19 protein-coding genes and 4 tRNA genes are annotated in these 22,973 nt (G+C 44.2%); 10 read left to right on the forward strand and 13 right to left on the reverse strand.

Going from position 1 to position 22,973, the window contains the following annotated elements:
* Positions 1-103 precede the first annotated feature (103 nt).
* Positions 104-439: an Mpo1-like protein gene (locus ACTXGL_RS04515; protein WP_443525543.1), complete on the reverse strand. Its 336-nt coding sequence runs from the start codon at positions 437-439 to the stop codon at positions 104-106.
* 695 nt (positions 440-1,134) lie between these two features.
* Here ACTXGL_RS04515 and ppx point away from each other — a divergent pair.
* The 5 genes from ppx (at position 1,135) to ACTXGL_RS04540 (ending at position 7,141) form a co-directional block, all read left to right on the forward strand.
* Complete coding sequence (gene ppx, locus ACTXGL_RS04520; RefSeq protein ID WP_443525184.1) at positions 1,135-2,697, forward strand: exopolyphosphatase; 1,563 nt, start codon at positions 1,135-1,137, stop codon at positions 2,695-2,697.
* Positions 2,698-2,878: 181 nt separating this feature from the next.
* The gene (locus ACTXGL_RS04525) at positions 2,879-3,682 is read left to right on the forward strand and encodes an acetyl-CoA carboxylase carboxyltransferase subunit alpha (RefSeq protein ID WP_443525186.1); all 804 of its coding nucleotides are present in this window, start codon (positions 2,879-2,881) and stop codon (positions 3,680-3,682) included.
* A 219-nt stretch (positions 3,683-3,901) separates the two neighbouring features.
* Entirely contained in the window at positions 3,902-5,461 is a 1,560-nt protein-coding gene (tilS, locus tag ACTXGL_RS04530; RefSeq protein ID WP_443525188.1) for a tRNA lysidine(34) synthetase TilS, read from the forward strand.
* A 167-nt stretch (positions 5,462-5,628) separates the two neighbouring features.
* Positions 5,629-6,462 carry a pyrroline-5-carboxylate reductase gene (gene proC, locus ACTXGL_RS04535; protein ID WP_443525189.1) on the forward strand — a complete coding sequence of 278 codons (834 nt, stop codon included), beginning with the start codon at positions 5,629-5,631 and terminating at the stop codon, positions 6,460-6,462.
* Positions 6,463-6,580: 118 nt separating this feature from the next.
* Positions 6,581-7,141, forward strand: a complete 561-nt coding sequence (locus ACTXGL_RS04540; RefSeq protein ID WP_319052129.1) for a YggT family protein — start codon at positions 6,581-6,583, stop codon at positions 7,139-7,141.
* 111 nt (positions 7,142-7,252) lie between these two features.
* Here the strand turns inward: ACTXGL_RS04540 and ACTXGL_RS04545 are convergent, their stop codons facing one another.
* Positions 7,253-8,047, reverse strand: coding sequence for a hydroxymethylpyrimidine/phosphomethylpyrimidine kinase (locus ACTXGL_RS04545; protein WP_443525190.1), 795 nt, complete (start codon positions 8,045-8,047; stop codon positions 7,253-7,255).
* Between the two features lie 337 nt (positions 8,048-8,384).
* Between ACTXGL_RS04545 and ACTXGL_RS04550 the strand changes: the two genes are divergently transcribed.
* The 3 genes from ACTXGL_RS04550 to ACTXGL_RS04560 all read left to right on the forward strand — a co-directional run bounded on the left by ACTXGL_RS04550 (position 8,385) and on the right by ACTXGL_RS04560 (position 9,662).
* Positions 8,385-8,474: transfer RNA gene (locus ACTXGL_RS04550), tRNA-Ser, on the forward strand.
* A gap of 183 nt (positions 8,475-8,657) precedes the next feature.
* A tRNA-Arg gene (locus ACTXGL_RS04555) sits at positions 8,658-8,734 on the forward strand.
* 265 nt (positions 8,735-8,999) lie between these two features.
* Entirely contained in the window at positions 9,000-9,662 is a 663-nt protein-coding gene (locus ACTXGL_RS04560) for an RDD family protein (RefSeq protein ID WP_443525192.1), read from the forward strand.
* 99 nt (positions 9,663-9,761) lie between these two features.
* On the opposite strand, the gene ACTXGL_RS04565 is transcribed toward ACTXGL_RS04560, so the two are convergent.
* The 11 genes from ACTXGL_RS04565 to ACTXGL_RS04615 form a co-directional block, all read right to left on the reverse strand.
* Positions 9,762-10,742, reverse strand: coding sequence for a calcium/sodium antiporter (locus tag ACTXGL_RS04565; RefSeq protein WP_443525193.1), 981 nt, complete (start codon positions 10,740-10,742; stop codon positions 9,762-9,764).
* 188 nt (positions 10,743-10,930) lie between these two features.
* Positions 10,931-11,311, reverse strand: a complete 381-nt coding sequence (gene panD, locus ACTXGL_RS04570) for an aspartate 1-decarboxylase (protein WP_201548990.1) — start codon at positions 11,309-11,311, stop codon at positions 10,931-10,933.
* Positions 11,312-11,411: 100 nt separating this feature from the next.
* Positions 11,412-11,993: an aminoacyl-tRNA hydrolase gene (pth, locus tag ACTXGL_RS04575; RefSeq protein WP_443525195.1), complete on the reverse strand. Its 582-nt coding sequence runs from the start codon at positions 11,991-11,993 to the stop codon at positions 11,412-11,414.
* 177 nt (positions 11,994-12,170) lie between these two features.
* Positions 12,171-12,860 carry a 50S ribosomal protein L25/general stress protein Ctc gene (locus ACTXGL_RS04580; RefSeq protein WP_443525197.1) on the reverse strand — a complete coding sequence of 230 codons (690 nt, stop codon included), beginning with the start codon at positions 12,858-12,860 and terminating at the stop codon, positions 12,171-12,173.
* 436 nt (positions 12,861-13,296) lie between these two features.
* Positions 13,297-14,244 carry a ribose-phosphate pyrophosphokinase gene (locus ACTXGL_RS04585; protein WP_057758042.1) on the reverse strand — a complete coding sequence of 316 codons (948 nt, stop codon included), beginning with the start codon at positions 14,242-14,244 and terminating at the stop codon, positions 13,297-13,299.
* A gap of 108 nt (positions 14,245-14,352) precedes the next feature.
* Positions 14,353-14,428 (reverse strand) — tRNA-Gln (locus ACTXGL_RS04590).
* 240 nt (positions 14,429-14,668) lie between these two features.
* Positions 14,669-14,744, reverse strand: a tRNA-Gln gene (locus tag ACTXGL_RS04595).
* 214 nt (positions 14,745-14,958) lie between these two features.
* Positions 14,959-15,438: a hypothetical protein gene (locus tag ACTXGL_RS04600; protein ID WP_443525198.1), complete on the reverse strand. Its 480-nt coding sequence runs from the start codon at positions 15,436-15,438 to the stop codon at positions 14,959-14,961.
* A 77-nt stretch (positions 15,439-15,515) separates the two neighbouring features.
* A complete protein-coding gene (ispE, locus tag ACTXGL_RS04605; RefSeq protein ID WP_443525200.1) occupies positions 15,516-16,478 on the reverse strand; it encodes a 4-(cytidine 5'-diphospho)-2-C-methyl-D-erythritol kinase in 963 nt (320 codons plus the stop codon).
* Positions 16,479-16,553: 75 nt separating this feature from the next.
* Complete coding sequence (lolB, locus tag ACTXGL_RS04610) at positions 16,554-17,183, reverse strand: lipoprotein insertase outer membrane protein LolB (RefSeq protein WP_443525201.1); 630 nt, start codon at positions 17,181-17,183, stop codon at positions 16,554-16,556.
* 162 nt (positions 17,184-17,345) lie between these two features.
* A complete protein-coding gene (locus ACTXGL_RS04615) occupies positions 17,346-19,283 on the reverse strand; it encodes a tetratricopeptide repeat protein (RefSeq protein ID WP_443525202.1) in 1,938 nt (645 codons plus the stop codon).
* 550 nt (positions 19,284-19,833) lie between these two features.
* On the opposite strand from ACTXGL_RS04615, the gene hemA reads away from it, so the two are divergent.
* Both hemA and ACTXGL_RS04625 read left to right on the forward strand, forming a co-directional pair.
* The gene (gene hemA, locus ACTXGL_RS04620) at positions 19,834-21,234 is read left to right on the forward strand and encodes a glutamyl-tRNA reductase (protein ID WP_443525203.1); all 1,401 of its coding nucleotides are present in this window, start codon (positions 19,834-19,836) and stop codon (positions 21,232-21,234) included.
* Between the two features lie 462 nt (positions 21,235-21,696).
* The gene (locus ACTXGL_RS04625) at positions 21,697-22,833 is read left to right on the forward strand and encodes an aminotransferase class V-fold PLP-dependent enzyme (protein WP_443525205.1); all 1,137 of its coding nucleotides are present in this window, start codon (positions 21,697-21,699) and stop codon (positions 22,831-22,833) included.
* The last annotated feature ends 140 nt before the right edge of the window (positions 22,834-22,973 follow it).

Here is a 22,973-nt window from a genome sequence, read left to right on the forward strand (position 1 = left end):
TAAAAATGAGCTGACAGCAATAAAGCGATCAATAATAAAAAACTGGGCTACTAAAAATAGTACCCCAGTTTTTTTGTCATTTGTCTCGTACGATAGGTGGTTTTTATCGTGCTTTATCGTACTTACGATTTCTTAGGCTCAGATTGCCCCTTAGGACGTCGCTATACATACGGAAGTCGCTAGCAAAGCTTTTTAGTGGAAATTTAAAGGAAGCTGGCTTGTTTTTTTCAAAGAAAAAGTGCCCAACCCAAGCACAAGCATACCCAGCGGCGATACCTTTTACCAAAGGTTTTGCTGATCTGGTTTTGACAGACTTTGCCAGTCCCAACAAGCCAAAACTACTGCCTGCAAAATGCAGACGGCGACAAGCCATGTTTTGATGCTCGTCCAAATAAAAATCATAGAATGCTTGTTCAGATGGCATCTCAGTTTTTACCATATCTGTCTTGGTGCTATTGGCCTGAGTGCTTGCGATTTTGGTAGTATTTGTGGTGGTGGTTTGATTCATGCGACTAGCTTCCTTGCTGGCGGGTTTATCGGTGGTCAATCGAAGACGATTTATAAGAGAAATTTGAGCAAATAATTCATAATTTTGATGTCAGTTATAAGGGTATATAACCATTAAATAACGGTTTTCTATCATGTTATTGATAACTTTCAATGTAGCAAACCGCTATCACTAACACAAGCACTAGATGTCCAGTACTTAGAGGATAAGTGTCAAGATAATAAGTGCCTAGACGATAAATGCCAATATGTTCTCTTAGTCTAAAGAGTAGGTTTTAGAGGGAGTGAGCCTGTAACAAACTGTGCCAAATGTTGTTCATGTCCCAATATTATCTATACTGGATTTTTGATGATACTGCTTATTTGGCTGCCATTTATCTTATGCATATCGTCATTTATACCCTCAGTAGATACACCAATGATAACGCTGCTGCTTTATAGAATGGTTGGTTGTGTGCTCGCCATGATTTTACGTTGCTTGCGAGTGTTTGAGATAAATGCTTTAATGACAAAATTGCCCTGATTTTTGTAGATGCTGCTCTTTTCTACACATGTGGTTTCTATATCTATGTAGCACATGATTTTGATAAACTACACATTCTCTCTAACACGGTGACGACTTGTCTTATGCCTATTGACTATCTTGCAAATCCGCCTCTCAGCGATGATCAAATGATGGCCGCTATTGATATTGGTTCCAATAGTTTTCACTTAGCCATCGCTCGTCTGGATCACGGGGAAGTGCGTAAAGTAGTCTCCATGTCTGAAAAAGTGCAGCTCGCTGCAGGATTGGATGAGAATAATATATTGAGCGACGCCGCTGAGCAACGCGGTCTGGACTGCTTGAGCCGATTTGTCGCGCGTTTGGATTCTGTACCGCCAGAGCGTATTCGTGTGGTTGCTACCAATGCCTTGCGCCAAGCCAAAAACGCTAATGACTTTATTTCCCGTGCCAACAAAATCTTGCCAAAGCCCATTGAGACTATCGCTGGACGTGAAGAGGCGAGACTGATCTATTTGGGTGTCTCGCATACCAATGAGAGTAGTGATAAACGCTTGGTTATTGATATCGGTGGCGGCTCAACAGAGTTTATCATCGGTCAAGAGTTCGATCCGCTACTGACCGAAAGCCTGCAAATGGGCTGCGTTGCCTTTACACAAAAATTCTTTGCTGATGGTCTTGTTACCAAAGAAGCGTTCAATGACGCGATTTCAGGTGCGCGCAAAGAAGTATTAGCGATAAATGGTCGTTACCAAAAGACAGGCTGGAGCAGTGTGGTTGGCTCAAGTGGTACGATCAAAGCCGTGCGCAACGTTCTGGTATCCAAAGGATGGGCTGATGAGCAAGAACGCATCACCTATAAAGGAGTCAAAAAGTTAGAGAGACTGCTGGTTAAGATTGGCAATATTGACGATATCGAACTAGAAGGCGTCAAAGATCACCGTAAAGCCGTGTTCCCTGCGGGCGTAGCAGTACTGCGTGCCGTTATGAAAGTATTGGGTGTTGAGACTATTACCTACTCAGATGGGGCATTACGTGAAGGGGTGATGTATGACATGCTGGGACGTTTTGCAAGCGAAGACGTGCGTGACCGTAGTGTGCTTGCATTGATAAAACGTTATTCAGGCGACAAAAAGCAAGCCAAGCAAGTGGTAAAAACCAGCCGTAATCTGTTCGAACAAGTAAAAGAGTCGCTTGATCTTACTAATGATGATTGTGACTTACTTAGACGCGCCGCGTTCTTGCATGAAATAGGTCTTGCGATCAGTCATAGCAGCTATCATAAGCACAGTGCCTATTTGCTTGAGCATTCTGATATTCCAGGGTTTTCGCAAGTGGATCAAAAGCGCATGGCGCAGCTGATGCTCAATCATCGTCGCAAGCTTAAAAGCGATATGCTAGATCAGACCTGCCAGGTTGGCGGCGATCAGTTGGTCTATCTGTGCTTGCTGTTACGTCTTGCTGTCTTGGCACACCATAGCCGTAGTGATCATAAGCTACCAGATCTAGCACTCAAGGTCACAAGCGATAGTGAGTGGCAGATTACGGTTTCTGATAGCAGTGAACATTATGCATTTTTGCTGGCTGATTTGCGTACGGAGATTGACCAGTTTGCCAAATGGGGCATACAGCTGAGTGTGATTGAGGCCGAGGAATCCGAGCCGTTACCATTGTCAGTATCGAGTTAAAGAGTAACGTAACAAAAGCGGTGTCGCCGATAATGTCATGCTATATAAGATGTGCTACTATAGCTTCTATTGAGTTTACAACTGTACTTTCATTATCAAAAGATCGATAACGATATTATTTTTTAAACATAATTATTTTAAACATATATACACTAAGTATAATGAGTAAAAGGAAGCGTTTATGAGCACTGTCTGGGATAGTGTGCAGCTTGCACGACATGCCAAGCGTCCATTGTTTATGGACTATGTTAATCAGCTTTTTACCGAATTTGATGAGTTGCACGGTGACCGTGCTTATGCCGATGACAAAGCCATCTTGGGTGGTTTGGCGCGTTTTGATGGTCAGCCTGTGATGGTAATCGGTCAACACCGTGGTCGCAGCACTCGTGAGCGTATCGCCCATAACTTTGGTATGGCCAATCCTGAAGGCTACCGCAAGGTGATACGTTTGGTCAAAATGGCTGAGCGCTTTAATATTCCTGTGATGACCTTTGTCGATACTCAAGGGGCTTATCCTGGTATTGGTGCAGAAGAACGCGGACAAGCGCAAGCGATTGCAGAGAGCATCGCTGTATTCTCCAGTCTTCAGGTACCTGTAATCGTAACCATTATCGGTGAAGGTGGTTCAGGCGGCGCGCTTGCTATTGGCGTTGGTGACAAAGTAAACATGCTACAGAACAGTATTTACTCAGTTATCTCTCCTGAGGGCTGTGCCTCTATCCTATGGAAAACCGCTGAAAAAGCACAAGACGCCAGTGAGGCACTGAAGCTAAACGCCATTAACCTTTATCAAATGGGTTTGATTGATGCTGTTATTGATGAAGGCGAGGGCGCACATGTACAGCCGCAACCTGTAATGGCTGCATTAAAAACCCTGATCACTGAACAACTTGATGAGATTAAAGACTTAGACCCTCAAGAACGTTGTGAGTTACGTTACGAAAAGCTCAAGTCTTTTAATTCAGAAGTGATGTTGCCTTGCTAGTTCATGACATGCGCTAAGCTTTTCATATTAGAGGCTGAGTCTTAATGCTAAAATAAAAACGTGTCATTGAATGGCGCGTTTTTTTGTGGCTATTGTTATACGAAGCTCTCGATACAAAGCCCTTAATACAACGCATTCAGTGTGATGTCGTCATTGACACAGATGCTCATTCATCGGCGCATTAATAAATATATAACTCCCTAATGACTAAGGCTGATTATGACCAGCAATGCCATCCTCCCATATCCTGTTAGATCCGTTGCCAATTTGCCGATTGATGACGTATTGGCAGACGCATTGTTGAGCAGTATGCAGACGTATAGCGAGCAGTTACATGGTCGCCGCCTTTGGTTGGCATGTAGTGGTGGACGTGACTCGTTGGCACTTGCGGCGTTATGTGCGCAGCTCTACCAGCAAGGCAAACTACCATGTCTACCGCAGCTCTTACATGTCGATCATGGTATGCAAGCGGACAGTCAGCACTGGTCCAAGCATGTTGCCAATTGGGCGCAAGCGCAGCAGATACCTTGTCGCATTTTACAGGCACAAGTGAATGGACATGATGAGCAAGCAGCGCGACAAGCACGTTATAACGTCATGCGCGCACATATGAACCAAGATGACGTACTGCTATTGGCACATCATGCTGATGATCAAGCGGAAACCGTACTGATGCGCTTGATTCAAGGCGCTGGAGTCAACGGTCTCTCAGGTATGCAGCCATGGCGAGTGCAAATGCAGGGCGTACAGCGTCATGTACTATGGCGACCTTGGCTCACGGTGAGACGCGCCGCGATTAGTGCTTATGCCCAGCGCCTAGAGTTGCCTTATATAGATGATCCAACCAACGAGAATGGCGATAATGTACGTAGTGGGCTACGCCGCGACATCATGCCCATACTGGCGACTTATAACCCCAACGTCATTGATAATATAGCCCGTAGTGCGCAGCTATTGAGTGAGGCACAAGCCACTGTCAATGCGCAAGCTGAGCAAGATATGCAGCAGACAGTCAATGAAAGCCTACAACTACCAACTGCACAGCGCGTGCTCAATATTGATGCGCTACGATCACTACCGATCTATCGCCAGCGCCAACTACTGCATCATTGGCTGGGTCAAGATGAGCCGTTGCCACCTGCTAAGCAGCTCGTCGATGACGTACTAAATGTAAGCCAACGTGATGACCAAGATCATCAAACAGAGTTGTTTTGGCAGGGTCGTAAGCAGTCCTATACTGTTCGCCGCTATCGTCAGCAGATCTACCGTCTGAGTAGCACATGGCTGTCTTGGCTAAATATACCAATCACAGAGCAAGTGCTGCCATTATCTGGTCTGCTCTCTATTGAGAGCGATTCAGCTGATGACGGTTCAATCATGTTGCGCCGCAGTATTGAATATGTGTGGCAGTTACAAGTATGTACAGATAAACTGGCAAAGCTGCTAAGCGATCACGCAGATAAGGGAGTATCGACAGCTACACTCAAAATAACCCCATTGAATAGCAAAACGCGCCTCAAGACTGCACTGGCGACGCGTCCACAAGCGGGCAAAAGACTGTATCAAACCCTCGGTATTCCGTCGTGGCTGCGAAAAAACCTACTGGTAATCAGTATCGCTTTTATCAATAAAGACGGTACCGAAAATGATGCGCCTATATTGCTCATATCACCATTTGAGAGTTGGGATTTGAGCTCTGAAAGCGTAATGAGTGATACTACACATCAGAAGTTAACTGAATATATCAAAAGCAACCTAAGCCTACGTACCATAAACTAAAGATCGAAGCGCTTTATGCCAGCGCATTGGTTGTCATTAGCCTGAGGTCGGCACTCACAGTTTGAATTTATCAAACGATACTAGTGGCAGTATGATAAACTGAGTGTCGTTTTATATATCAAGATGTTAAGTTGAATACCTTTGAATGTTGTGACTAGGAGACAAGTATGTCGGTATTAGATAATAAGAAAATCAGTTTTATTGGTGGCGGAAATATGGCGCAAGCGCTTATTAGCGGGCTTGTAGGCTGCGGCATCAAACCTGATCTCATCACGGTCGCCGATCCTAGCAGCGATGCACGTGAGCAACTGGCGGCTAAAGGCTTAAATACCGTTGACCCAATGGCTGATGCAACAGCCGCTGTAGTCGATGCTGATATCGTAGTACTCGCTGTAAAACCACAGATGATGAAAGTGGTTGTTAGTAGCTTTGCTGATGTATTAGACACGCAATTGGTCATTTCAGTCGCAGCAGGTCTGTCGACCGACCTGTTATCTAGTATGCTGGGCGACTATAGCAATATTGTGCGCGCCATGCCAAACACGCCCTCTATGATTCAGATGGGTGCGACGGGTCTCTACGGTACAGATAATATCTCAGCAGAACAAAAACAGCTGGCAACTGCGGTAATGGAAGCATCAGGACTGGTCATGTGGGTTGATGACGAAGAGCATATGCATGCGGTCACAGCCGTGTCAGGTTCAGCGCCAGCATATATGTTTTACTTTATCGAATCGATGGTCGATGGGGCCGTGGCGTTAGGTCTAGACAAAGAACAAGCCTCAGCGCTTGCAATGCAAACCATGCTTGGTGCTGCAAAAATGGCGATGAACAGCGATGATGCACCAGCTGAACTGCGCCGCAAAGTGACGTCTCCGAACGGTACGACTCAGGCAGCGGTCGAGTCCATGCAAGCCAACGAAATTGGTCGTCAGATCAGCGAAGCCATGCAGGCTTGCTACGATCGTAGCCAAGCGTTAAGTGAAGAGATGAGTAAGTAATTACTGACACGCGGTATTGTAAGTTACGATAGCGCTTATGCAACCACCAGCTGATAATGACCTTTGTCATCCTAGCATCTGTTAATAATGTCCCATTGAGTAGCACTTCATGAACAACATGTTATTTCAAATTTTTGATTTGGTCACCACATTCGCTATGATGCTGGTGTTTATTCGTTTTATGTTGCAGTTTGCAGGGATGGATGCGAGCAATCCGATGATTGCGCCTGCCTACAAAGCGACTCATGTCGTCGACGTATTTGGGCGTATTTTTCCAACGGTAGCACAGGGTCGTATCAGCATTGCTGCTATTGTCCTTATGTTTTTGATTCGTCTGATCGACATCTCTGGAAAAGCAGCATTGACGCATCAAGGTATAGCCCCTGTACCGTTATTCTTTACGGGTACGACCAGCTTAATATTAGATTTTTTGCGCATGTGTCGCTACTTAGTGATTGGTTCTATCATCGTTAGCTGGATCGTGGTGTTTACCCAGTCTCAGCATCCTATCATCGGCATTATTATGAACTTAGCAGAGCCGATACTCGCGCCGTTTCGTCGTATTACGCCAAATCTAGGTATGCTTGACTTGTCACCAATGGTTGCTTTTTTTGCTTTTTACTTACTTGAGATATTTATTGGCGGGTTAACTGCCAGTGTGATGCCAATGTTAGGGTAGGGTAAACGTCCTATCGTTCAATCCAAAAATATATAGTACAAAAAAGCGCTCTATGGCATATAGAGCGCTTTTTTATTTGCTGCATGTGTGAGACAGGCTTCTATAATAGTATTAAAAACTAACAAAGCGGTTGGGTATTAATTGAGCCTGAGCATCATTAGGGTGCGGTGCGTCAGCTGCACGTAATGTCTGAATAATCCAGCTGTCTGCAGCTTTTATAGCATCAATCAACGCACCGCCCATCGCCAAACGCCCAGCGATAAAGCTAGCAAGAGAGCATCCTGAGCCATGGAACTCACCATCTAGGCGCGGCAACGTGCTTTTGTGTACCATCTCGCCCTCTATGTATAGATACTGCTCGATATCACCATCTTCAAAATCGTGTGAAGTTTTTACCAGTACGGCATGAGCGCCTTGCGCGCACAGCTGCTTTGCCCCACTGTGCAAGTCCTGTTCGCCGCTTAATGCTCGAAGCTCGTGCGTATTTGGGGTGATTAAGGTGGCATAGGGTAGGAGCTGTCTAAAGGCACTCACCAATGTCTTTTCGTCACCCAAGCTACCACCGCTATTGGCAACCAATACAGGGTCCAACACAAAAGGTATGTCTTTGGAGATCTTTTCTTCTGCAAATAAGCGTGTGAGCATTGCAATATTGTCAGTGGTGCCAAGCATGCCTGACTTGATAGCGCTCACTGGCAGATCATCGAGCACGGCAATGGCTTGAGCCTGTACCAAATCTGCGGCGCAAGCGTCAAAACCAAATACCTGCTGTGAGCTCTGAATCGTGACTGCTGTGCAAGCGATGGCAGCATGTGCTCCTGTCTGTCCGATGGCCTCAATATCTGCTTGTAACCCAGCACCACCTGAAGGATCCAATCCTGAAAAACACAGTACGACAGGTCGCATAACCGCTCCTTTTAGATATTTTGAAATAAGTAATAAATACTATAGCCACCTACTGCCAAAAAATCTATCGTAGTCTAGCGTTTATAGAGCAAGTAGCAAAAATATCATCAACGATGATCAAGTAAGTGGTGATGCTTCGCTACGAGATGGTACAATTTTTAGCAATAGTACGTGAGATAGGTGCTTATATCCTTAATTATGATAAAAGCTGCATTAAATTAGCAGACAAGGCTTGCAATTCATTTTGGCTTTGTTATAATACTCGCCCACGACATGAGACGTATTGTTAGCATCAATACTATGTTTATAGCGGTTTTATAAATGTCTTGATTCGTTAGGTGAAGTGGGTGAGTGGCTGAAACCAGTTCCCTGCTAAGGAACCATACGTGTAAGCGTATCGAGGGTTCGAATCCCTCCTTCACCGCCATTTATTCAGTTGTTATTAGAGTAGTAGCGCAGTATACTGGCGTTAAACATTTTAATCGTTAAATCAAAAAGTATTTTGTTTTTAATTAAAAAAGATGTTGACACAAGCTATATTATCTATATAATAGCCAACCTAATTTACTGAGATTGTTTTTAACAAGTCAGTAAATGATTTGCAAAATACGCGCCTGTAGCTCAGTTGGATAGAGCACTTGGCTACGAACTAAGGGGTCGGGAGTTCGAATCTCTCCAGGCGCACCATTTGCATAATCAAATAAATCAATCGCCTGTCTTATGACAATTGGCGGTTTTTTTATGTCCAAATTTTGTGTGGTTTAAAACCTTAAGTCGTTGTCTAGAGTTATCAGTGACTCCTTTATAATTTGTCATCATTATCTTATGACTAATGTAGATGCATGGTGTCGGTCGCTAGCGTGATTGGACAGTCATTTAGGATAATGTACGACAGTCCAATAATTTACGGTACAATAGCGCTATTATTCACTGCTTGCTATGAGCTTGTACCATGTCAAAACGTCCATCTAAACGCCCATCAAAATCTACTCGCAACGCGAAGCCTCAGTCGAGCGCTTCTGTGCAGCAAGATCCCAATGAAGAGCCTACCATCGCTAAACCCACGACTCGAGTTGTGGCGATTCTTTATGATGGCATGCTGATTTTGGCATTGTTGTTTTTGGTGGGTACGATACTGACGGTAGTGGGAACGATTCTAACGATGGAGACGGGGACTGAGTCATCGCAGGCCCAGTCGCTGCCGCTATGGTACCAAAACGCTATTATGACGCCGTCGTTTGTGCTGACGTTGGTCGCATTCTATGGCATATTTTGGCGCCGCGGCGGGCAGACATTGGGAATGCAGACATGGCGATTGAAGACTATCAATGATGCTGGTCAATGGCTAACATGGGGGCAGTCGTTCAAACGTATCTTGTCAGCTTGTTTGATGCCATTACTTTTTGGCATTATCGGTAGTTTAGTCGATGGGTCACGCGCCGCCTTACTTGCCAGCGCGTTCCTTGGATTGGTATTTAATTATGTATTCTGTCTGTTCAACCCTCGCGGTTTGGCAGTACAAGACATGCTATCGAATACCATTACGCTAAAAATGCCAAAAGTGGCACATGAAGGGTTATGGCGCGGTTTTAGAAACCGTAACAAAAAACCGTAACATCATCCAATAGATAGCTTTTTGCTGAACCCTAAACAGACCGTTTGAAACGATACCATCCAAATTATTGAAAATTGAATGGTATAAGAAAAATGCTGGTTACATACTGACGCTTTGGATCAGCCATGCGGTATAACCCACAAAGAAAAGTACCAAGGTCGCGCCTGACGTACGACCAAATTGACGATTTTTCATAAAAGCAAACACGCATAGGACAACAAGCAACACGGTCAGTAATCCCATCGCCATCACGTCGCGTGAAAAAATAATTGGATCAGCGGTAATAGGGGCAATCACGGTCGCCAAACCGACAACGGCCAACGTGTTAAAGATGTTTGAGCCAATGATATTACCTAGCGCCATATCATGCTCGCCTTTACGCGCCGCTGACAAGCTCGATACCAGCTCGGGCAATGAGGTGCCAACAGCGACAATCGTCAATCCAATGATAAGCTCACTGAGCCCCCACAGCGTTGCCAGCTCGACCGCACCCCAGACGATGGCACGTGAACTGATGACCAGCATCAGCATACCGATAAGTAAGCTGACAAGACCACGCGCCATACTTGGCTCTATGTGATCTGGATCAGTGCTCTCAACAATTACATCATCCTCATGCTCATGATACCCTTCACGGATACTCAGTACGATCTGTATCGCCAAGACGACAACCAAGAGTATCAGTAGCACAATACCATCAGCTTGGCTCAACACGCCATCACGCAGCTGCCACGCCGCTGTAGCAGTGATTAGGAGTAATAGAGGTAGATCGCGCTTTACGATGCCCTTACGAATGATAATAGGGCTAATCAGTACGGTTGCACCGAGTACCAAGGCAATATTGATGATGTTTGAGCCGTAAGCATTACCCAAAGCCAGCTCAGGGCTGCCTTCAATTGCGGCCAATACTGACACCACCATTTCAGGGGCTGATGTGCCGATACCCAGTATCAATACGCCGATCAAGAAGCTTGGCACGCTAAACTTCTTTGCTAGTGCTGTCGCCCCATCAATAAAGACATCGGCACTCCAAACCAAAATTGCTAACCCAATCAGTATTGCAATCACTGCCAACCACATCAGTATGTTTCCTTATAGATAATAAAAGTGATGAACTTGATAAATAAAACTGGCACAAAAAAAGCTGAATCGACACAAAGATTCAGCTTTCATTTTAGCATCGAGGTTTTTGGCAATAACCAGAGTTAAACCAACGCTCTAGTTTGATATTTATCTTGATCTAACCAAAACCTCGTCATCCTGTCATATTAAGCAACTTGTACAGGGATGATATTTGCTGTGTCTTTAACCGTGTTGTCTTCATTACAGTAGACAAGTTTTGGTTGGTAGGTAGATGCTTCAACTTCATCAAACTGGGCATAAGCACAGATAATGACGATGTCACCTAAATCTGCCATATGAGCTGCAGCACCATTTAATGAGATAATACCAGAGCCTGCTTCAGCACGGATAGCATAGGTGCGAAAGCGCTTGCCATTGGTCACATTATAGATATCGATAGATTCGTTTTCACGTAGACCAGCAAGGTCAAGTAGATCACCATCGATACCGCATGAGCCTTCATAATGAAGCTCAGCATGGGTAACGCGAGCACGATGTAATTTGCATTTAAGCATATTAAGTAGCATAGGTTGCTTCCTTAGCGTAACTGATATTAAATAACTAAATCAAAAGGTTAATGGGGACAAAACTACCAAAATAAAAGGTCGTTGTTATAATGAAGCTATATTATTCAGGTAATTTAAAGCCATTAATTTGTGAGCGGGCTTTTTCAGTATCGCCACTCATCAACAGGGGTAGTGCTTCAAAAGCTGCTGTCAGTGCGCTATCGATAGCGATTTGCTCATCGGGTGACGCTTTTGAGAGGACATGCCCACTAACTTTGGACTTGTGTCCTGGGTGGCCAATACCTACGCGTAGACGATGAAAGTCATTGCCGATGTGCGGTGTAATATCACGCAGACCATTATGACCGCCATGACCGCCATCGGTTTTGAGCTTGATGCTGCCAGCTGGGATGTCGAGCTCATCATGAGCAATCAATAGCTCGTCGTTTTTGATGCTATAAAAATTTACCATAGGCACGACTGACTGACCAGATTTATTCATAAACGTCAGCGGCATCAGTAGACGCACATCAGACCCATGAATTTGCCCGCGTCCTGTCACCCCGTGAAACTTCTTGTCAGGGGCGAGCGTGATATTGAACTGCTGTGCCAAATGATGAACGAACCAAAACCCAGCATTATGACGCGTGAACATATACTGCTGACCAGGATTACCAAGACCGACAATAAGCTTTATGGCCATAAAAACACCCTGCTTGAATACGATAAATAGAGATAAGGCTTTAAATTTGAGAAAACCATGTATTTTCAAACCTTACTTACAAAAACAGCAGGAGATTTTAAATCACCTGCTGTTTTCTTAACTAAACGAGTCTGTTACTAAGTAGCACAAAATAAAGTGCTACCTAGACATAGTATATTACTCGTCGTCTTTGCTTTCTTCAGCATCAGCGTCGTCGTTTTGCTCAGTTGCTGGTACTTCATCAGCATCAACGTCTTCAGCATCTTCGTCAACTTCTTCAACAGTAGGTGGCTGCATGTTAACGATAGTACGGTCATGGCCGTCTTCTAGCTCAAGCTCATGAATCACAACACCTTCAGGAAGTTCGATGTCTGATAGACGGAACAAATCACCGATTTCCATACCAGAAACGTCTACATCTAGGTATTCAGGAAGTTTAGATGGTAGGCAGATGATTTCGATGTCAGATACTAGAGTAGACAATACGCCACCAGCAGCAGTACCAGGAGCATCTTCACGGCCAGAGAAATGCACAGGAACGTTCATGTGGATTTTTTGACCTTTCACAATGCGCTGAAAATCAGCATGCATTGGGAAACCTTTAGCAGGATGACGCTGCAAGTCTTTGATGACTGCTTGATGCTCTTCACCATCAACATTGATAGTCAAGATGTGTGAGAAGAACGCTTCGAATTCTAGTGATTTTACTAGTTCGTTAAGCTTGATAGAGATAGCTGTTGGTTCTTCATTACCACCATAGATGATAGCAGGAACTAGGTTCTGCTTACGTAGGCGGCGGCTCGCACCTTTACCTTGTAGTTCAGCAGAACGATCAACGGCTTTTAGTTCAAAATGATTAATGCTCATGGATATAATCCTATAAAAAGAATGATGAAGTGTCTGGTCATAAAAAAGTGGATTTGCGACCAATCCACTAATACGTGATGAGAGCTAAGGTTTATCATCGTATGTAAATAACACGATTAACAACATTAGCCATTTGCCTATAACAATGATTTTTATAGTAATAATTACTACAATAGCCATTATTATTCAGCTTGATCAGCACTTTTAATAATGCCACCCTTGCGTAATAAAACAAAAGGCTAGCACAGGCGCGCATTATACGTGATTTTGTAGCAATAATAAAGACCTACGAAAATCACGGACATAAAAATAGCGCCAAGTACTCATACTTGGCGCTATTTCTTTGGCTTATTCAATATCTATTAACACAGGCGTTGCTGTTTTGATTATAACAACTACTATCTAGCGTTCAGTATTAAACACTGATCACTAAACATTAGGCATCAAACATTGCACTAATAGATTCTTCGTTGTTGATACGGCGTAAGCTCTCAGCAAGCATCGGCGCGATACTGACCTGACGGATTTTGCTGCAGGCTTTTGCTTCAGCTGATAATGGAATCGTATCGGTCACAACGACTTCGTCTAGCGCCGATTCGCTGATGTTTTTGAGTGCGTTACCTGACAGGACAGGATGCGTGATATAAGCCAATACGCGACGTGCACCATTTTCTTTCAATGCTTCGGCAGCTTTACACAATGTACCTGCAGTATCGACCATATCATCAACGATAACGCAATCACGGTCACGGACATCACCAATGATGTGCATCACTTGTGACTCATTCGCACGCGCACGGCGCTTATCGATAATCGCCATGTCAGTATCGCCTAACTGCTTGGCCATCGCACGGGCACGAACCACACCGCCAACATCAGGAGAAACCACCATGATATTGTCATAATCTTGTTTTTGTAGGTCGTTTAGGAGTACTGGCGTACCATAGATGTTGTCTACAGGGATATCGAAGAAACCCTGAATCTGATCTGAGTGCAAATCAACCGTCATGACGCGATCGATACTAACGATATTTAGCATATCAGCGACGACTTTGGCTGAGATAGGTACACGAGCTGAACGCGGGCGACGATCCTGACGAGCATAACCAAAATATGGCATGACAGCTGTGATACGGCCAGCACTAGAGCGACGCAAGGCGTCTGCCATCATCATGATTTCCATCAAGTTGTCGTTGGTCGGTGCACAAGTAGGCTGCATGATAAACACATCTTTACCACGTACGTGTTCTTTGATTTCCACGGCAATTTCGCCATCAGAAAAACGCGTGATGTCAGCTTTACCAAGAGGTATATGAAGATGATCGGCTACGGTTTTTGCTAATTCTGGGTGGGCATTACCCGTAAAAATCGCCAAATAAGGCATGACAGAAGTCCTATTGATTGACTCAAGCAGCGACCGCTAAGCAGTGACAAACTGCTCAAATTAAGAAAAGAGTGGTGAAGGTGTTGATGACTACTATTACAGTAAAAATGGCAGGGGTAGCTGGACTCGAACCAACGGATGTCAGGATCAAAACCTGATGCCTTACCAACTTGGCTATACCCCTGTAATGTCTAGGCTATATACGTCCGATAGCTAATATTGATTGTTTAATCATTATTAGAATGGCGTCATGACCTATCAGTTATATTATAAACGATTGAGCCGTCTAAAGTATAACTTTTCCCTAGCGGTGTCCATTGCGAACTATACCGAAACTGGGATAACGTTGTCAATGACAATAAGATAAGAGGTTGTCTATAAACCTCTTATACTCACTATATCTCTAACGCTTCGTACTAAAAAATGGCAGGGGTAGCTGGACTCGAACCAACGGATGTCAGGATCAAAACCTGATGCCTTACCAACTTGGCTATACCCCTATTGTGGCGACCTATTATAAGTAAATTTTCAGATTTTGCAAGTCATTTGCGACTTTTTCTGGGATTTATTCTTAATTTATCAAGGACGGTATGATTTCGATAGGTATATGGTGAAAGTTGGTGATAAGGATTGATATCTTACTTATATTCTCTTTTAGGGCTATATGAGTAAGCTTGAGACTAGTGTGTCTGGCACGAGGTTTCCAAAATAGTCTTATATGTTTCGAGGAGCAGCGTAAGGCTCAACTGTATGCAACAGCTTGAGCAATGTAGCTAAGAACTCACTTTTTCTTATTTTTGAGGTGATAATATTATTACCATCAAAAAATTTCCCAAAAAATATCAGACATCCATCTTCTTGGTAAACGTAAAATAGAGATTTGTTAGTAGATAAGTCGTAGAACAAAAAGTTACCTCTCTCATTACTGCTATCGTAAACTCCAGTTTCAGTTTCATAAAAAATATCATGTAGCTTGCTTAGTGGTGTATTGATCAAACTTTTATTTAGGTGAAATTCGCCATTAGTAATCAGTTCTATTTCTTTCTTAATATTGTTAACAAGTGGAAACGCATAATAATTATTATCTTGATAACTGATGTTTACTGAGTTCACAATAATATCCATCACTATGAATGGCTTTTCCATTTCATGTATTTTAAAAGCAATAGTTTTTATATTTCCGAGAGTGATCATATTTTGCTCTTAAATGCTTTAGGCTTGGTAGTATTTGCGGCGCTTACCTTTTCACCTATCTATAAAAATTTGCGCAGTTACAAACTCCCCACCACATATCCTGAAAAAGGCGCACCTTCAACCCACTTCGCCAACAGTTTTTTATCGGTGGCAATACTCGTATCTAAAGGCAAAAACACCGCGCTACCAGAGCCAGTCATGCGTGCTATGCCAAGCGCTTGCGTCTCTAACCCTTGCAAATAATTTAAAGCCTCTGCAACAGCAGGAGCGAGGCTCGTCACTACTGGCGTAAAGACATTATGATAGGGCGCGGTGAGCGTTTGCACGTAGTCAGTATATTGGCTTTGAATAGTATCAACCGAAAGAGGAGTGATATCTCGCTGCAATTTGGAGTGAGCGAATAGGGTGGCAGTATTGACATGCGCATCAGGCGTTAGGATTACATACTGCTGGTCAGGTAAATCAATGGCAGTCAATTCTTCACCAATACCCATCGCAATGGCGTCTTGCCCAAAGATAAATATGGGCACATCTGCGCCTACCTTTGCACCGATTTTTATAAGTTCGTCGCAAGTAATGTTAAGTTGCCAAATTTCATTAAGCGCCAGCATAGTAGTTGCGGCATTGGACGAGCCACCGCCCAATCCTGCACCCATTGGCAAATGCTTGTCTAAAGTGATAGTAACTTGTACCAATTGCTCAGGTAAAGTGTCTGACTCTATGGCAAACGCTAGCAATGCGCGCGCCGCTTTAAATATTAAGTTGTCTTCTATATTGGCCGTGATCGTCTCTGCACCGGCTAATACCAACAGCTGATGACAGAGGGTAGTAGCGTCTAATTCACTATTTTTAGTAGAAGTCATAGCATCATCGCCGACCGAGAAGTGCAAGTAATCGCCCCAGTCGAGCAGGCGAAATACTGTTTGCAAATTATGATAGCCGTCAGCTCGTTTGCCCGTAATGTGCAAGAAAAGATTGATTTTTGCAGGGGACAAACGAGTGAAGGTAGAAGTCGGCGCTATAGCAGTATCTTTAGTCATAGTCTCGGTCAAAAACAGCTATCTTAATAAGCAGTGATAGCTTGTGGAGTGGTTTTATTAGCGAGTCGTGATGCGTTAGTGGTTGATCGTCATCACAACTTTATTTCCTTGTGACCGTACGGCACTGATCTTACTAGGTAGCTTATCATTACCCTTGTAAGTGAAGCTCGCATTCCATTCGCCATTGACTGAGCTTACTAAGCGGTTTTGAGCATCAAGCTGCGGCGCGCTGTCTGAAGGTGCCGGACGTCCAGATATCCAATAAGGCATCTGTGAGATAGGCGCTTGCCAGCCAGTGGCTTTTTTGAGCAAGGTTTCAGGATCATTAGCGGTCAATGTGCCTGTTTTTTCACTAACTAGCGTGGCCGTTTGACCATTGTACTCAATGTTGGTTTTGCCGATACCGAGTGCGCCGATGAGCTCAATCGCAAAACGATCGTCTTGTTGACCCCATGCATAAAACGCACTACCGCCTTGGGTACCTGAGGTATCATTGGCAGGCATTGTCACCCCAATTTTACCAGTGATGTCAAAGCTTTCTAGCTTTTTGGGTTGTTCGACATTTTGGCCTTGCATGGTGGTTGGTTGATTGGTTGCGCTGGCTGTTTTTAGCGACTGACAGCCAGAGGTGATGACCATTGCGGTCGCCATGGCAGTCAATAGCGTCAATTTATTTGGTTTATAAGACGAGAGTGATACAGACATAATAGGTTCTCAGAATAGGAAGTTAAACAAAGATATTAGCTTAAGCGTTATTTGTTGCTCGGTTATGCACGGCTGTTAGCTTCTTATAACTGCCTTGTAATGTATAAGTGCTGTGTCATATATAGAGCTAAAAGACCAAACAGGAAGCTTGAACCGTCAATATCAATACAACTGTATGCGGTCATTGATATTGTGTTGTCCAAATGAGAAGCGCTGTTGTAAGTCTGCGAGTAGGGCTTCAACCTTTTCGTTATTGCCTAGCCCTTGGTAAGCGCGCAATAGCAAAGTACCTGAGCGCAGGGTTGGCAGAACATCATAAGGTGTCTGTAGATAGTTAATCACTTGTTTATAGTTTTCTTTTGCAAGTGCATTGCCCGCCAGTACATTTAGGGCTTGCAGATGGAGCTCGTTGTCATAGCGGGGATCATCGTAGCGAATCTGAATAATAGCGGTGGCTAATGCTAGGCCCTGCTCTGAACTGCGCTCGTTGGCCAGCAGTAACTGCGCATAACTGAGCTGGTAAGATAGGTTACTAGGATCTAACGCCTGCAAATGATTGAGCAAAGTGCGTTTGACGACATAATCATCTTTGTCATCTAAGAGCTGAGCCCGAGCAAACAGTAGCATTTCATTATCAGGATATTTGCGGGCGGCACGTGTTAGTAGCAGCAATGCTTCTGCTGACTGGTTCTGTTGCCACAAAATATCGGCCTGCATGACAAACGTGTCAGGCGCAAATACTGTAAAGTCTTTGCGTAGCTTTTCTAACGTAGCGATTGCGGCGTCAACATCATTATCAAGTAATTCAAACGCCACTACCTTTCTACGAGCTTCTAATACCAAGTCCTCTTGCATCACGTCATTGAGATAATATTTGGCTTGCTCAAAGAGCTGCTGACGCTCAGCACTGATACCGAGATAGTAATACGCTTGGTCGAGATAGGTGGGGCTTTTGGCAAGTATGTTGAGTAGATCATCTGCGCTCGCATACTCTTCGATATCCAGACTCACCAATGCCGCTAGCAAAGTAATTTCGGCATCATCGCTAAAGCGATTATGGGCTTCGAGCAGTAATCTCCAAGCTTGCTCGCTTTGTTTGAGATCCAATAAATAGCGAATTTCGTATAAGTACAAGCTCTTACTATCAGGGTTACGAAGGCGCGCTTGGCTGACATAATTGACCACGGTCTCGGCAGTAACGATTTTGCGCAGTATGTCAGCTTTTAAGGTAATAAAAGGCACATAGTCAGGCTGACGTTCTAACGCGCGGTTGATGTGTACAATAGCGACTTCAGGCTCGTTAAACTGGTAGAGTAGACCTGCTTTTAGTACAGATAATGAAGCATTTTGCTCGCTATCTAGAGGCTGCAAAGCAGCAAGTAGCTCGCGTTTATCCTCATCGTTATTTGGATAAATACCAATGAGGATTTCGCTTAGATCTGCACGCGGATCATAACGTAAGATACGGTTTAGTGTCTCACCAGCTAGGATATAATCGTGCGCGCGCAGGGCTAAATGCGCCACATAAAACCAAGCAGGTACATGGTCAGGGTTTTGGTCTTGCCATGATTTGGCAAATGCTAACGAGTCTTCGACCCGTTCATTACGTAAGGATAAAGTCAGCGCTCTCTCAAAAACTGCGGTGGCGTCTTCTTTAAAAGACTGCTGCTTATAGATTGCAATCGCTCGCTGTCGATTGTCGCGATCCGCGGCAAACTCTGCATCTAGTAGAGCATATAAACTTGGTTCATTAAGCTCAGGTTTCCACAAGCCAGTAGGTGCTAGACCATCAATATTTGCAATGTTATCTGCCGGCTGGCTGACTCTACGAACGGTCGTGTTAATAGTAGTGTTGGTGCTAGTACTGGTATTATTCGCATTATTATTGATAATAGCTGGTGCTTGCGGAAAGGTTACCTGTGATGAAGTATCAGGTTGGCTGGCATGAACTGGTGTGGTCAAGCACAAACAAACGGCCAATGATAAGGCAAGCTTATACCGTTGGCACAGACGCTCCATAACGACCTGCAACAGAGCACGAAGGCTAGATTGCTCATTAAGTGGAGGATGCGCGTGAAATAATGATCCAAAAAACATCATAGATAGCCGTATTCGTCCATGGTTTACCTACATCACTGAGGTATTTTATTTTAATCATTGTAAGTTAAATAGTGGTAACGAGTACCTATGACAGACATTATAAGAGCAGAGGTACAGTATAAACAATAGGAGCCGTGTTACTCCGATGAGAGTCATAGTTCTTATATGAATACGCGACATGTGAGGCCTGTTTTAAGCGCAAACACGGTCGACTATGTTTTTATTTTTAAGTGCGTATCGATCAGAATACTGTGGAAATATAACAAGTTAAGTCATACTAAGCGAGCGATTTATGTTTGTTTTATTGAGCACTTGCCAAAATCTGGCTATTGATTTTATAAATCGTATGGGTAGTTGATTTGTTACCGCCGTGACCAGATACAGAGATATAGCTATCATAGATAGGTGAGTGTTAATTAACGCCAGCAATAATGATATAATAAGCGGTTTTTAGGGTCTTCCTTTCAGCGCTGTCATCAAAAACTGTCTTTTGAAAATAATAAGATAGCGTAAGTAGGCAACTGAGCGTCATGTTTATGGTCTATCAATAATGAGATTAGTGGTCATTGGGGTCAATCACAAAACCGCACCAGTCGCTCTACGAGAGCGCTTGGCACTTGTGGGTGACGATGTGAATGTCGCGCTCGACCAGATAGAGAGTTTCACTGATGGTAGTGTGATTGTCTCAACGTGCAACCGTACTGAGATCTATGCCCTCGTGCCGCACAACTCAGCATCGCAACCTTCAGTGCCGCAAAGCACAGTCTCACAGCCATCTAGCTTGCAAACGACCGTTACTACCGAGCAAAACAACTTTAGTGGTAGCAGCAATGTTTCGGCTACCGCCATTAGCGCTCACATTATCAAAATCAAGACGTGGCTTGCTGAATTCAAACAGCTCCCACTCTCAGACATCGACCCTTATCTTTATGTACATCGGGATACTCATGCATTGACCCATTGGTTAAGAGTAGCTGCAGGGCTCGACTCTATGATACTGGGCGAGCCACAAATCCTTGGTCAAATAAAGCGCTCTGTGCACTTAGCGCAAGAGCAAAAAGTACTCAGTAATCAGCTTGGCTGGATTGTAGATCAAGTATTTGCCGCGGCCAAACGAGTGCGTAATGAGACGCAAGTCGGCGCGCAAGCGGTATCGCTTAGCTTTGCTGCAGCGAAACTGGTCACGCAAATATTTGATGATCTGCCCAGTCGTACACTATTGGTCGTTGCTGCAGGCGAGATGAACCGCTTGGTCGCGACCCATATCGCAGGGCTTGGGGTAGGACGAGTCATTATCTGTAATCGCAATCCTGAGCGTGCCGAAGCATTGGCCGCGGAACTGCGTAGTCCCAATCGCCGTGTCGATGTCAAACCATTGCAGGAGTTGCCACAAGTACTGGCAGAAGCAGATATTGTCAGTAGCTGTAGCGGCAGTATGGACTTGTTGATTGATAAGACAATGACGATGCAAGCACTCAAGCGTCGTCGTTATCAGCCAATGCTGATGATAGACTTGGCAGTACCGCGCGATATCGACTCCAATATCAGCCGCATTGATGATGTGTATCTATACTCTGTCGATGATTTACAGCATGTGATTGCTGGCAATATCGAGCAGCGTCGGCAAGCAGCGGTTGACGCTGAGTTACTGGTGAGTCAATTGGTTGTTGAGATAGACCGCCGCTTTCAAGTTCGTCAAGTCGGCAAAGACATTCAACAGTACCGCGCCTGTACCCAAGGTCAAGTGGATAAACTGCTACACGAGTCTATCGCTAAGCTGCAACAGGACGATGTCAGTCCAGAAGATATCCTCACCGAACTGTCACGACGCTTGACCCAAACATTGACGCATGCACCATCAAAACTCATGCGCAAAGCGGCGCGCGAAGGCGATAGTGATCTGCTCGACTTTGTGGTTTCAGGGCTACAGGATGCTCATCGCGGGCATTGATAGTTACACACGACTTATCAACAAATCATCGACAGTGCAAGTCATAACACTGCCCCAGCATGTCGTTGTCAACCTCTAGTATCAGTGCTAATATCAATCTCTTATGAATGGTTTGGTTCAAAATAATGTGCCGATGTCTACTCGTGATATGACTACAGATATATTGATGCAACGTTAGTAGACCTCATCAGTGTTCCTTGTTTTTTTATGCGTTCAAAAGCGAGGAACCTCTAAACAGCTCAAGACATTATTATTCAAGACAATATCGCTATATTAAAGTGCTATCTGGTCAATACTCCGTTCTATCCTTTGTTTTTGTTCTAGCTCAGTACTTAATTACTACTTATTAGCTAGTTATTAATTCTGCTACTTGATCAGTATCTATATTATTTCATACCCAGATATTACGGAAAAAAGAGCCAAAAAATAGTCAACCATCTAATCACACACTAGGAGTGTTCAATGCCTGCATTACGTCAAGATATCGATCCAAATGGTTTGTTAGAGTATTCAGTGGTATATACCGATCGCGCGCTGAACCACATGTCAAAAGCTTTTCAACAAGTAATGAACGATCTATCTAGTGACCTAAAATCTGTTTATAACGCTGATGCCGTGGTGATTGTACCTGGCTCTGGTACCTATGGCATGGAAGCCGTCGCTCGCCAACTGGCAAACGACGAAGATTGCCTGATCATCCGTAATGGTTGGTTCAGTTATCGTTGGACGCAAATTTTAGAGAAAGGCAAAATTGCCAAATCTTCTACTGTACTTACGGCCAATCGTGCGGATGATAGCGAGTCACCTAAACCATTTGCACCAGTCGATATCGACACCGCCGTAGCCAAGATCAAAGAAGAAAAACCAGCCGTTGTATTTGCACCGCACGTTGAGACATCGTCTGGTATGATTTTGTCAGATGACTATATAAAAGCACTGGGCGACGCTGTGCATAGCGTTGGTGGTTTATTGGTCATTGACTGTATCGCATCAGGCTGCGTATGGTTAGATATGAAAGCATTAGGTATCGATGTGCTGATTAGCGCGCCGCAAAAAGGCTGGAGCAGTACGCCTAGCGCTGGTCTGGTCATGCTAAGCGACGCTGCTGTCAAAAAAGTAGACAGCACTGAGTCTGACAGTTTCAGTGTCGATCTTAAGCAATGGTTAAACATCATGCGTGCTTATGAAAACGGTGGTCATGCCTATCACGCGACGATGCCGACAGACAGCTTACGCCAGTTCCGTGATGCTGTGAATGAAGCCAAAGCAATCGGTTTTGATACGCTATGTGATGCACAGTGGACACTTGGCAAACGTATCCGTGAAGTATTAGAAGCCAAAGGTGTTGAGAGTGTAGCGGCTGAAGGTTTCAAAGCGCCTGGCGTTGTCGTCTCTTATACCGATCGTGATGACATGCATAAAGGTAGCGCTTTCGCTGAAATCGGAGTGCAAATCGCCGCGGGCGTACCACTAAAAGTAGGTGAGCCTGATAATTTCAAAACTTTCCGTCTAGGTCTGTTTGGTTTGGATAAACTAACCGATATCGATGGAACTGTGGCACGTTTTGAAGCGGCACTGGATAAAGTGTTGAGCAAGTAAAACTATTTAGGGAACGTTTATAAACTGATGCTGTCGTGTTTATAGACGTTTTTTAGATGCTGCTATCGTCATCGAAATACTGAGCCGTAAATATTCTTATACGTGCTCAGTATTTTTTTACTCTTTTATTATATTTTATA

It is taken from the genome of Psychrobacter sp. T6-6, assembly GCF_052258185.1.
Lineage (GTDB): Bacteria > Pseudomonadota > Gammaproteobacteria > Pseudomonadales > Moraxellaceae > Psychrobacter.